Source organism: Bradyrhizobium sp. 76, assembly GCF_023073025.1.
Taxonomy (GTDB): domain Bacteria; phylum Pseudomonadota; class Alphaproteobacteria; order Rhizobiales; family Xanthobacteraceae; genus Bradyrhizobium.
This window is the reverse complement of record NZ_JADPIS010000015.1, coordinates 153,592-165,499: the sequence shown is the minus strand read 5'-3', so window position 1 is coordinate 165,499 and position 11,908 is coordinate 153,592. Positions and strand designations below refer to the sequence as shown.

Below are 11,908 nucleotides of genomic sequence, written 5' to 3'. Positions count from 1 at the left end.
CCTGAGGTACCGATCCAACCGTCAATTCGGGTCGTGATCGTGTCGGGCGGCGTCGTGATCTTCTTACGCATCATCACACGCGCGGAACCGAGATCTCGATCTTGCGCGCTTCAGCGCTACGGTCGATTTTCGTGAAGTTCGCCGCACGGAGAATGGGATCAGCATGCTGCAACTCGCCGTTCCGCTCCTCCGCATCGAGATCAACGACGTCCGGCGCGTTCGGATTGAAGTCACCGCCGCGAGAGCCACGGAGCTGCGCACGACGCGGGTCGGTGGTCAGGACGGCGTAACCTTTGCGCAACGCGCGATGTGCCGGCGTAACCGGCATCGTTGCATCCTCAAACTGCCCGGCAAACTGTTTGCGACCGTCATGGTCACGAAATTCGCCGCTGCGAAGCATGAAAACAGTCATGACCGGCGGCTCCGGCACAGGCTCCACAGCCGGCATCGAAGAGGCGTCCTGCGGGGCCGGCTGCTGACCCCCACGAATGGCCTCCTGCATCGACTTCAGCTCGGCGAGCGCGAAGTTGGCGGCGACTTCGATCTGGCCCATCGTGCTCTGAATGAAGCTCGCCATTTGGCCGGTCTCGAAATGCCAATCGATCTTAGAAAGGCCATCGGCAAGATCGCGAGACGCCTGCAAGTAGATCGGCAATGCCGCTTCGATCGCGGCGACCTGCTTATGCAGCTTGTCTGCGGCGTTCGCACGCAGCTTGCGCTCGTGTTCAGCTTTGATCTGGTGCTCTGCTTCGGCCTTGTCATGCGCGAGCACAGTCAGCGCGTCATCGATGCCGGTCAGCGTTGATGCTGCCGTATCCACGAGGCCCTGCAGATTGTGCAGAGCGCGCTGATCATCGAGGTCGCCCGCAAGCAGCGTATGCTGGCGAGCCTTGATCGCCTCGTCCAAGGCGAGCTGTGCCGTCGCGCGTTTCGCGACGAGCTGTTCGCCGCGCGTCGTCAGCGAGGCGACCGTGGTTCCGAGATTGTGCGTGGGGTCTTTACGGAATGGATTTTTCATACGGCCAGTGTAAGCCGACATACCCTGATTTGCGTAGATCCACCGCGTGGAGCAGTCCACATTGGGCGCGGTTTGTCGTGGCGCGCTCCACATTTTTGCGCATTTGGCGGAGCTGATGCGAGGCTCTAGGAGGCAGGCGAAATGCTCGTCACGCTGCGCGCCCGCGTCGAGGCGGACGATCAGAGCTGGAAGCAGTTCGTCTACAACTATTTCGATCGCCCCCGCAAAGAGATCGAAGGTCTCGTAGCGCATGTGGCCGCGAGCAAGAGCGTTGTCGCTGCTTTCGAACCAAAACCGGAGCTGATGAAGCAATCGGATCGCGCAGTCGGTCGCGAACTTGGGTCCATCACCAAACCGTTGCGGCAACTCACAAGGCAACAACTGGCGAAAATTCGCCAGTTGAGAAGCGCGTCGGCGCGGACGGCAAGGCTCGCAAATCAGTTGGCGAAAATTCGCCAACTGACAAATCGTGCGGCAACTCCAAGCTCTTGGACACCGTGGCACCTCATTGAGGTCCGCCAAGTAAGGCCGTGGCGGGCAGGATCTGCTCAGGTTGAGTGCTTCACCTTTGACCCCGAACGGACATTCGGCGGCGAGTAGCTAAGCCGGGGCCAACCGCGAAATGTGGCCGGCCAATCTGAGCGCCGCGCGGTCAAGCCGACCTTGGCGCAACTCGCCGCCGACGCGAGCGCTAATGGCTCTATTTTGGAGCGCCGGTCTGGCTCCCCGAGCCGGTCGTCTGCTCACTTCCCGGTCGGCCCGGAGCATGCGCAGAAGCGCCCGGCTTGTCTTGATCGGCCACGTAACCGGATTGTCCGGAGTTGCGCGTCTTGACCCCTTTGTCTGCATCACGCTGCATCTGCTCGTTGGGCTCGCTAGTCTTGAGCCCTTTGTCTACATCACCGTGCATCTCCTCCTTGGTTTGCTCACTAGGTGCGGCCTTTTGCTGTTGCGCCGCTGCTTGGAAGGCAATCGCGCTTCCGGCAACGACAATCATCGCGAGAGTTGCTGTTCGCATGCGTCTCCTCCACTGCGTTGCCCCGGTCTGCTAAACGCGCGAGTTTCCTAACGTTTCCGGGTTCCGATTGCCATTTTCAAAAGGTGCGTCCTTGCGATCAGATGGGATGCGCGTCCAACTGTCCAATAATGGACAGTTGCCGAAGTGCGTCGGTGAGGACGGCAAGGAGGCAAGGTTAGCAAATCAGTTGGGGAAAATTCCTCAACTGACATGAGGTCGGGCGCGCCCGGTGAAGTTTTACCTGTACGACCGAAGTTGAATTCGCAGCGGCCTGCTTTGAGGCGGAGCCTGCGCGAGAAGCTGGCGGCTTGCGTCGATATGCTGGCGCGTCTCAGCGAGGGTGGACCTAAGCAGTTCCGTCTCCTGCTTGATCTTCTCCAAGGCTTCTCTCGCCTCTTCGCGGGCGCGGCGCTGACTGTCGTCCATGACAATTCTCGCAACGCCGATAGCGTCGCTAGTTTCCTAACGAACGCCATACCGCATGATAAAAACAGCCTCGGTTGCCAGTAACACACCTACCGGGACTAATCCTACACGGAGGCAGTTCCCAGTTCGAGCGTAGAGCCACCGAGCATTGTTAGCTTGGGACTTCATTGCTCATTCTCCCTGACGCAATTCCCCGCCCTCGGCCACATGCGCCAATATTTCTTCGGCAGGTTCTCGGCTTCACGTGCGGCGGTACCTAGGGATTGCCCTTGCTGCCGGCGCCCGTTAATCCAGCGGTAGATGGTCTGGTGGGTCAAAGCGATTGGTCGGTGCCACGGTGGCGTCGAGATGCGGACGGAGGATGCTCATGAAATCCAGCTCCAATGCTGGTAGCGCCGTGCGAGATGGAACGGGGTTCGAGAAAGGCTTGAAAATCATCTGATCGGCCAGCGCGCATTGCAAACACACTCCTCGGGCTCAGGACCGGGTTTGCCAATCTTGACCAGCTTACGAATTCTCAATATTCTGCATTCAATTCAATGGGTTGAGGGTAGTTGATGGCGAGAGGAGCGGCGCACCGAGGTACTAACTGGACTTCTGAAGAAGACCAGAAGCTGTTTGCTCTTTTTCGCGCCGGCAAGTCGTGGCCCAGCATTGCAGTCGTACTTAGGCGGCCTGTCGCATCTTTGCGAAACAGGGCACGCAAACTCAAGCTAGGTCGAGCTACCCAGCCCAAAACAGGATGACCGCTCCTTCTTCATATCCGCGCCACCCCCCGTGGTAACGCCAGCATGCGCTGGACAGATGGGATGACGAGTTGTTGCTCCGACAATGCGCTGGTCAATCTCTCCATCACCGGTCTAGGCGCCTTTCTTTTCTTGTTGATCTCGGACAATTCGCGATTGTGGCACCCGCTCTTCAATCTCCCTGACCCAATCCCCCGACCTGCGACCAGCTCGGCCAATACTTCTTCAGCAGGTTCTCGGCTTTCACGCGCGCCGGCAACCCGCCCTGATGCGCCTCAAGGTAGGCGACAAGGCGCGCCGTGCCGATCAACCACGTCGTGCTCTTCTTACCGAGGGACTGCCCGAGGCTGCCGGCATGGTCGATCCAGCGGTAAATCGTCTGGTCGGTCACTTCGCAAATGGCGGCCGCCTGCACGACCGTGAGCAAGCCGCCATTGGCGATCTCATCGATGACATCCCCGACCGGTGGTTTCCAGCCAAGCTCGGCAAGTATCTGCAACAGCAGATTGATCAGGCGTTGGTGGTTCGGCATTGAATTATCCTTTTCTATAAGCCTTTGGTTTGGAGTTGGTGCTCGTGGGGTTCATCGCGGCTGTAATATCAACCGCCTAGGGAATTGTTGGATCTGCGCAACCATCGGGCGCGGGCGCGACCCTCCCCACGTCCGCCCCGACAAGGACCCTAAGACAAAGGGCCCGGGCCTTTGCCTTGCCGAGGTTGCCCAACTCTCGATCGGCCCCCGCGACGCCGTCGTGACCGATGACCCATCTGACCCGAAAACTCCTACTTCTCTAAAACCCTCTTTCTTGCCTGTCTTTTCCCTGTCACTTCCCTCGTTTCTCATCTTCTTCAGCAATTGAAAGAAAAGGGGTCATTACGGTCACAGCAGCTCGAAAAACAAAGGTGCTCAGGGACTTGCGCCGATGACCGGTGTCGTGACCAGAAACGTCCTTACGCCGCTTTCGCGGTCACCGGTCAGTGACCCGCGATCCATTTGTGACCCGGTGTCGTGACCGGCACGCATCTTGACGATGGTCTCGCGGTCATTCCAGCTCACTGGAATGAGCGAGTTAACCTCGCGCGCCGGGTCGGTCGCGGTCGCGGTCTTTCCCTCGAACAGGCGGCTCTCATAGGCGGCGCGGTGGTAGCGAAGACCTGCCGCATTCAGCGCGATGCCGCAGTAGTAACGGCTCGCGCTATCGCGCATCTCGTTGCGGTCCATGCCGATGCGCGCGTCACCCATGGCTTTCAGCGCTTTGGCGACCGCTTCGTTGGTCGGCAGACGCCGAGCTTCGCCCTTCAGCTCTAGCCACCATGCCGAATGAGCCAAACAGAAGTCGGAGGAGCGGAGCCGGGCCATGGGATCAAACTCGACGCAGTCGGCGAGGAAGCCAGCGACGAGGTTGCTATCCTTGTGGATCGCGTCGGCTGTCTCTTCGATTGCGTTGGTGGTCTCAATGGAGCCCCGCTCCAGCGCCCTGCGAAGCCCGGCAGTCGCCCAATTCAAAACGCCGGGCAGTTCGGTCGCCACGACCAACTCGCCGGGCTTGGAAAAGCCCTGACGCAGTGCCTCAGCGGCGGCGCCGATCGGCTTGCGGTTGGAGAACTGGCGCGACACTTCGATCACGATCATGCGGTCAACGATCGCGCGCGTCGGTTCCTTGAACTGCGGCTGGAAGTTGGTCGCCCAAAAGATCGGCGCGCGGATCACGGTGTTGATCATCGGACCGTTCTTCACGTTGATCTGCACCGGGTCCTGCGTGATGATCGACTTGACGTTGGTCGAGAAGTTCCACTGGCCGTTAAAGGCTTCGTGCAACACCCACGGCGCCCGATGCTGGAACGACATCAGTCCATGCGTGCCCTCGACCGAACCAATGGGCGCGCTGATCGACTTGCCGAACAGCCCGGCGATGACATCGAGCGGCCCCGACTTGCCGAGGTTCTGGATGCCCCAAAACACGCACGCCTTCGAGAGCGAGCGCGGCTTCTTGTCGATCAGCGCGCAGCCGAACAGCTCTTGAACAACGCGCACAAGATCGCGCTGATCGTCCTTGTCGCCGAACATATCGGCGATCATGGTCTCCCACCACGGGCACGTCGCGGCCGGGTCATAGTCAAAATCGATGCGCCACGTGCAGAAGTGATCAGCGCGCGCGATCTCCAGCTCGCCCGTGCGCGGATCGACCAGCCCCGAGCGCGTCGGGATTTTGCCGTGCTGGTCCCATGGGATTTCGCTCTCGCGCCACAGCGACGGCCGGCGCTCGATCCAGTTGCGGGTTTCGTTGGTGATCTTGGTCGTGCTCTTGAAGCCGAGCCCTTGGCACGTTTCCTCGATGCGGACGTTCAGCCACTTCGGCTCAACGCGCAGCTCCCAAACGCCGGCCGTGTAAAACCACGTGCCATCCTTCGTGTTGATCATCTGATCGCCGCTGTGCGCCATCTTGTCGAGCACGGCTTTGCCAAGCACGGCATGCAGCTCATCAGCTTTTGGGCTCGGCATGATGATCGGCTGCTCGATCGCCGCAGTCGCCGCGCCGCCTTCGATGACGGTGAACGGCATCGACTTCGGCGCCGGCTGCTCGGCAGCCCGCTGCCGCTCAGCGCGCGGGGTTTTCTTCTCAGGCGGATGCTTCTTGATCCAGCTCTCGCAGTCCTTGCGGATGTTGCGCTCCTCGATGCGCCAGTTCCAGCGCTTGCCATAGTCGCCGGCTGCGACCTTCGTTGCCGCAAGCAGGATCGCGACGACCTCATCGATCGCCATGCCACGGCTCAGCATCGAGGCCGCGCACTGGATTTGCGTCTGATGGATCGAATTCTCGCCGCTGCCCATATAGATCATGGCGTTCAGCCGCGCCTCGACGTCGATCGGCGCTTTGATGTCGAACTGCTTTGCATATTGCGCAAAGAAGTCGTCCTCGATCTCATGCACGGTCGCGCCGCGCTGGCGCACCTTGCGCAGCATCACGGGCGACTGCTCGCTGAACCACTCTTCGAGATCGTCCAGCTCATAGCGGCGGTCAGGATCAAACGACGTGATCTCGACGTCGTTCCATGCGCCGTCCTTGGTATTGTGCGAGCCGGGCAAGCGCAGCACGCGGCTGACTTCGCAAACCGGGAGATCGCCGGCAACGATGTCAGCGAGCTGGCGCAGCGCGCTCTCGATGCGCTCGCGTTCGAGCTGCGTGTCCATCGGTTCCTTGAAGAGCCAATAGGCATGCACGCCGCCGCCAGAGGACACGGTCGCGCTCGGCAGGATGCGCAGGCGCCCGAGCTTCTGCAGCACTTCAGCGCGCGGATCAGAGCCGAGACCATCGACCTTGTTGAAGTCGATGTCGGCGAACAAGCCGATTGACTGCTCGACGCCGTCCTTGCTGCGGCGCTGAATGCCGGGCTTCATCGAGGCGAGGCAGAAGAACAGCCCACGACCGGGCTTGTCCCACTTCTTGGCGAACGCCTCGATCTCGACCGGCTTGCGCGTGATGACGTGACGCTCGCTTGCCTGCGTCGGGTCATCGCGCTCATTGGCGAACGAGCAGATGTAGACCGGACCGGTCGTGTAAGCGAATAGAGCCTTGAGAAAGTCGACAGGTCCGATCTTCGTTTTCAGGTCGCCAACTTGCGCGCAAGCGCGCGCGCTGCTATCAATGATGGGCATTTCGAAATCTCTACTGGTGATGAGGGGCGGCCTGTGGCGGGCCGCTTTCTCTTTACGCGGCCTTGGCATTCTCGCGCGCACGACGCCATGCGGCGGCAGCCTCCCGCGAGATCAACACGCGAGTGCCCACCTTGAACGTGGCAGGCGTCAGACCTTCCCGCTTCTGCTTGTAAAACAGCTGGGTGCTAATGCTGTGCCGAGCGCAAAATGCATCAATGCTATAGGCATCGACGTCGTCAGCAATAATGGAAGATGACATGCTTGCTCCTGCTATTTGCTTGAGGTCCACGCGACCTCTGAGGGAGCCCACATTCCTAGTCAGATTTTCTGGTTTGTGAATAGAGTTAGTAAACACAATCGTCCATTCCACGCAGATTTAGTACACACAATCGTCCATTCCACGTGTCCTCTTGCATAGTAGGTCGTGGGAATAACCAGCGGGGAGACGGAGGCCGCTCCGTTCGCATCAACGAACTAGAGCAACAACGTTCTCGCCAAGTGGTGCATTCTGCTGCAGCAGTGCCCTGCGCGAAATCTCGTCGCTGTGCTCGGTGATGTACTTCGAATAGGTGCGCTCGATCATCTGCACGCTTGTGTTGTGCAACGACGCGACGAGCCGGATCGGAACATTAGCAAGCAGCATGCGCACGATGCTCGAATGCCTCAGTGCATAGATCGTCACTTCAGCCGGGTCGCGGCCGATCGCAGTAACAATCTTGTCGATCTGGCGATGATAGGTCTGGCCGGGATTGTCTCCCCAAGGGATTCCGTCCGTCTGCAAAAACAATGGTGCAGTGTCAGGACGGCCGTTCGCCGCCTCTCGCAGCTTTGCAGCGAGCTGCACCGTGATCGGCACGCTGTAGCGTTCGTGTTTCTTCTTGGCGCGATTGCGCCCGCCGCCCTTGGCCGACTTGGGCATCGACAACTTGGGGCGTAGCGGATGAGTATCCAGATCGGCAACGCGCAACCGCACAGCTTGACTTGGTCGCGCGCCAGTGATCGCCAGCGTATCGACTAGCAAGCCGAGCTTGTCATCGAGGCCATAGGCGCCGGCAACGAATTGCCGCACCTCCTCATCTGACAGGATCACGTTGCGGGCTTCTTGCGCATCCGGCAGGCCGGCCAGTCCAACGTCCCATGCTTGCTTGTTCTGGATGCGCTGATCATGACGTGCCGCAAGCTCCAGAGCGGCGCACAGGCAACCGCAGAGGCGGTTGACGGTCGAAGGCGCCATCTTGGAGAGCAGCCCGTCCCGCCACTTCTGCAGCTCGATTGAGGTGAGCACGATAACCGGTTTGGCGAGCAGCACCGAGGTGAGATGCACGCGCGGCCATTGTGCGTTGTAGGGATTAGAGTTGCGGGCCTTCAGATCGGCTTCATAGGAATTGAGGGCGCCGTCTACGGTGACGGGTGCGTTGTCGCCTCCGCTATCGCCACGTGCCAACCGCTTCGCGACATCCTGCGCTTCAAAGAACGTCAATATGTCTTTGCCGTTTGCTTCGTCGAAGTCGTCGGCATCGGCGATGCGTCGGATCCAGTAGGTGCCATGACCGTCGCTGGCTTTCACCACCCATGAGCCGTTCGTGCGATTGCGTCGATAGAGCAGCGAGACGCCGCGCGCGAGCGAGGGACCGGGATAAGGCTTACCGCGAACTTGAAGTTTTAGCCGAGCGCTGCGGCTCTCAATCGCGGTGTGACGAACCTTGCGTGCCATGTGTGTCCCCGTCTTCGTCCCCATCATGGGAGGAATACATAGAAGTAACTTGGACTACAGATAGATAAAATGGCAGAGGCGTCAACGGGTTACGCTTTCCACTCGGGTCTCTGCGAACCCACGCGCATATAATTTTGGGCTATCTTTCCCCTGCGCAGGGAAGGCCGGATGTTGGGCTTCACCTGTATGCCGCTGTGCAATCTTGTTCACGACAATCTCGCACAGTGGACCGCGGGTGCCAGCCGGCACCCGGTCTTCCCTGCGCCCTCTTTCATTTGAGGGGGAGGCGATGAAGCAAAGTTCGGGCAAAACAAGCCGCGAGACGGCGAAGGTGTGTCTTCCACTCGGAATGCGAATCGAAGGGCCACGCTGCCAGCCACTCACTCCGTCATTGCGAGCGCAGCGAAGCAATCCAGTCTGCCGCCGCGGAAAGATTCTGGATTGCTTCGCTGCGCTCGCAATGACGATGCTGAAGGAGCTGCCCGCCGACACCGCGATCTCGTGCCCCGGACGCCGCGCGGAGCCGGGCCCCTGCCCTTCTTTACATGCCGCTCCGCTCTTGTAACAAAACCGTCATGCAGCGAAACTAAACGAAGCCGGGGGCCGCGGTTGGCGGCCAAGCCGCCTCGCAGGGAGAGATTTTGATGCGCCGTTCACTGGTGTTGCTGTCAGCCGGACTGACAGTGTTGTCCGCCGGACTTTCGATCGGACCTGCCTCCGCAGAGAACAACACGCCCCGCAACCTGATCCTGTTCATTCCCGACGGTCTGCGGGCGCTGAAGGTAACACCCGAGACCGCCCCGGCAATGGCCGAAATCCGCGACAAGGGCGTCAATTTCAAGAATTCGCACTCGCTATTCCCGACCTTCACCATGGCCAACGGCTCGGCGATGTCGACCGGCCATTATCTCGGCGACACCGGCGTGTTCTCCAACACGATCTGGACCAACTATACCTCGGTGCCCGCAGGCGACACCGTCGTCCCGTTCATCGAGAACGACGCCGTGCTCGGCGACATCGACGAGCATTTCAAGGGCGACTACCTCAACGAGGACACGATCCTGAAGCTGGCCCGCGACAAGGGCTACAGCACCGCCGCGCTCGGCAAGCATGGTCCGACCTATCAGTTCGACCACACCGACAAGCCCGAAAAGGCCGGCCTGCATTCGGTCGTGTTCGACGACGCCACAGGCGGCAAGAACGGCGTGGCGCTGTCGGACGAGATCAAGGCCGCTCTCACCAAGGCCGGTCTGCCCCTCGCCACGCCGCCGCGCGGCGACAACTCCAAGGCGGGCGATGCCAAGACGCCCGGCACCACGGCGGCCAACGTTGCGCAGCAGGCCTATTTCGCCGACGTCGCGGCCAAGGTCGTGCTGCCGATGTTCAAGGCGCACAACAAGCCGTTCGTGCTGGTGTTCTGGTCGCGTGATCCCGATGGCAGTCAGCACAACACCGGCGACAGCCTCAACCAGATCATGCCCGGCATCAACGGGCCGACCTCGATGGCCGGCATCAAGAATGCCGACAACAATCTCGCCCAGCTCCGCAAGGCGCTGGACGAGCTCGGCCTTGCCGCAAACACCAACATCATGGTCCAAGCCGACCACGGCTTCTCGACCATCTCCAAGGAAAGCAAGACCAGCCCCTCGGCCAAGGTCAGCTATGACGACACGCCGAAGGACTTTTTGCCGATGGGCTTTCTGGCGCTCGACCTTGCCAAGGCGCTCGACCTGCCGCTGTTCGATCCCAACGACAAGAACGCCAAGGTCGAGGGCAACAAGCACCCCAAGGCCGGCAACGGCGTGCTCGGCAAGGATCCGGAAAAGCCCGATCTCATCGTCGCCACCAATGGCGGCTCCGACCTGATCTATTTGCCGAACAAGGACAAGAAGCTGGCGGCCAAGACCGTCAAGGTGCTGCTCGAGCAAGATTACGTCTCCGGCCTGTTCGTCGACGACTCGCTCGGCCGCTTCCCCGGCACGCTGCCGCTGTCGAGCGTCAACCTGCGCGGCAAGGCGGCGACGCCGACGCCGGCGATCGTCGTCAACTTCCGCTCCTATGCCAGCGATTGCGGCGAGGCGCCGACCAACTGCTCGGTGCACGTCGCCGACACCGTGCTGCGCCAGGGCCAGGGCATGCATGGCAGCTTCAGCCGCGGCGACACCATGAACTTCATGGCCGCGATCGGTCCGGACTTCAAAACCGGCTATGTCAGCGAGATCCCGGTCAGCAATGCCGACGTCGGCATGACGGCCGCCCAGCTCCTCGGTCTGCGCGCATCGCAGAACGGCGGCCTCGTCGGCCGCGTGATGTCGGAGGCCATGCCCAACGGCATCGTGCCGAAGGCGTACAAGGGGGTCGAGAAGTCGAAGAAGTCAGAGAACGGCCTTCAGACCGTGCTGAACTTCCAGCGCGTCGGCAGCCAGCGCTATTTCGACACTGCCGGTTTCCCGGGCCGCACGCTCGGCCTCGAGTTGGACACCGGCAAACAAAAAACGGCGGGGAAATAACCCCGCCGTTCAAATGCGTCCTCGTGAGAGGCGCAGAATTTTACATGCCGATGTCGAACACGTTCGGCAATTGGCCCGCCAGAGGCAGCGCGGTGGCGCCCAGGAAGGTCGCCACCATCGCCATAAGGCGACGGTTGTTCTGGCGCTTGCCGCGCATCTGGCCGGCGATCCACTCGAGCATTTCGCTGTTGACCTTGGAGGCATAGGACGGCGCCCACCCCTCGATATCGGACTCGGCCGACAGCGCGACGCTGCGCGGCGGCACCTTCAAGCCCGAGGCGCTCGCCGCATAATGGGCGACCGCCTTGGCCAGCAAATCGTCGAACCGGCCACCATCGGTGCGCTCGGTCGCAGCTTCGTTGATCTCGAACAGCGCTTCGGCTTCAGCACGGCTGACCGGCTGGTCGTTGACAGCCGAGGCGGTGAGAATGCGGACGCACCAGGCGGTGTCATCGGCATCGAGCGAGCGGGAGAAGTGCACCCTTCCCTTGGTGGTCGGGCCTTCGCCCGTGATCACGCCGTCGCGCACGATAGTCAGTGCATGGGCCGAGGTATCGCGGCAGAACGGTTCGAGGGACGGCGACTCAACAGACTTATGCGCAGCGGCAGACATAGTTCACTTCCAGATTTCTTCTGATCGGCCAGCATTTTCATGCCGGCGTAAAGGGGTGGTTAATGATTCGGTACGGGGATCGCGACTTTTCGAGATAGTTGCCAATTGGTCGCTGTCAGGACCATTTTGGTTCTGGGAAGCGACGGGCGAGGGTGATGGAAGTCATAAAAGGCTTTCTCGGGGCAATCACGCCCGTATAGCCCCG

9 protein-coding genes are annotated in these 11,908 nt (G+C 60.7%); 1 reads left to right on the top strand and 8 read right to left on the bottom strand.

What is annotated here, in order from left to right:
- Positions 1 to 73 precede the first annotated feature (73 nt).
- From IVB48_RS01575 to IVB48_RS01545, 7 genes are all read right to left on the bottom strand, one after another.
- Positions 74 to 1,477, bottom strand: coding sequence for a hypothetical protein (locus IVB48_RS01575; RefSeq protein ID WP_247396795.1), 1,404 nt, complete (start codon positions 1,475 to 1,477; stop codon positions 74 to 76).
- Positions 1,478 to 1,718: 241 nt separating this feature from the next.
- Positions 1,719 to 2,036: a hypothetical protein gene (locus IVB48_RS01570; protein ID WP_247396794.1), complete on the bottom strand. Its 318-nt coding sequence runs from the start codon at positions 2,034 to 2,036 to the stop codon at positions 1,719 to 1,721.
- Positions 2,037 to 2,273: 237 nt separating this feature from the next.
- Complete coding sequence (locus tag IVB48_RS01565; RefSeq protein ID WP_247396791.1) at positions 2,274 to 2,462, bottom strand: hypothetical protein; 189 nt, start codon at positions 2,460 to 2,462, stop codon at positions 2,274 to 2,276.
- 918 nt (positions 2,463 to 3,380) lie between these two features.
- Positions 3,381 to 3,740 carry a helix-turn-helix domain-containing protein gene (locus IVB48_RS01560; RefSeq protein ID WP_247396788.1) on the bottom strand — a complete coding sequence of 120 codons (360 nt, stop codon included), beginning with the start codon at positions 3,738 to 3,740 and terminating at the stop codon, positions 3,381 to 3,383.
- A 375-nt stretch (positions 3,741 to 4,115) separates the two neighbouring features.
- Positions 4,116 to 6,866 (bottom strand): DNA-primase RepB domain-containing protein, encoded by a 2,751-nt coding sequence (locus IVB48_RS01555; RefSeq protein WP_247396785.1) that lies wholly within the window; start codon positions 6,864 to 6,866, stop codon positions 4,116 to 4,118.
- Positions 6,867 to 6,918: 52 nt separating this feature from the next.
- Positions 6,919 to 7,125 carry a hypothetical protein gene (locus IVB48_RS01550; protein WP_247396782.1) on the bottom strand — a complete coding sequence of 69 codons (207 nt, stop codon included), beginning with the start codon at positions 7,123 to 7,125 and terminating at the stop codon, positions 6,919 to 6,921.
- Between the two features lie 207 nt (positions 7,126 to 7,332).
- On the bottom strand, positions 7,333 to 8,580 hold the full coding sequence (locus IVB48_RS01545) for a site-specific integrase (RefSeq protein WP_247396779.1): 1,248 nt from the start codon (positions 8,578 to 8,580) through the stop codon (positions 7,333 to 7,335).
- A gap of 644 nt (positions 8,581 to 9,224) precedes the next feature.
- On the opposite strand from IVB48_RS01545, the gene IVB48_RS01540 reads away from it, so the two are divergent.
- Entirely contained in the window at positions 9,225 to 11,090 is a 1,866-nt protein-coding gene (locus IVB48_RS01540) for an alkaline phosphatase family protein (protein WP_247396776.1), read from the top strand.
- Between the two features lie 40 nt (positions 11,091 to 11,130).
- Here the strand turns inward: IVB48_RS01540 and IVB48_RS01535 are convergent, their stop codons facing one another.
- Positions 11,131 to 11,703, bottom strand: coding sequence for a hypothetical protein (locus tag IVB48_RS01535; RefSeq protein WP_247396774.1), 573 nt, complete (start codon positions 11,701 to 11,703; stop codon positions 11,131 to 11,133).
- Positions 11,704 to 11,908 lie beyond the last annotated feature (205 nt).

Coding starts and splice junctions, on each gene's coding strand:
- IVB48_RS01570 (WP_247396794.1), bottom strand. CDS start 2,036: ATGCGAACAGCAACTCTCGCGATGATTGTCGTTGCCGGAAGCGCGATT.
- IVB48_RS01555 (WP_247396785.1), bottom strand. CDS start 6,866: ATGCCCATCATTGATAGCAGCGCGCGCGCTTGCGCGCAAGTTGGCGAC.
- IVB48_RS01535 (WP_247396774.1), bottom strand. CDS start 11,703: ATGTCTGCCGCTGCGCATAAGTCTGTTGAGTCGCCGTCCCTCGAACCG.
- IVB48_RS01545 (WP_247396779.1), bottom strand. CDS start 8,580: ATGGCACGCAAGGTTCGTCACACCGCGATTGAGAGCCGCAGCGCTCGG.
- IVB48_RS01560 (WP_247396788.1), bottom strand. CDS start 3,740: ATGCCGAACCACCAACGCCTGATCAATCTGCTGTTGCAGATACTTGCC.
- IVB48_RS01550 (WP_247396782.1), bottom strand. CDS start 7,125: ATGTCATCTTCCATTATTGCTGACGACGTCGATGCCTATAGCATTGAT.
- IVB48_RS01540 (WP_247396776.1), top strand. CDS start 9,225: ATGCGCCGTTCACTGGTGTTGCTGTCAGCCGGACTGACAGTGTTGTCC.
- IVB48_RS01565 (WP_247396791.1), bottom strand. CDS start 2,462: ATGGACGACAGTCAGCGCCGCGCCCGCGAAGAGGCGAGAGAAGCCTTG.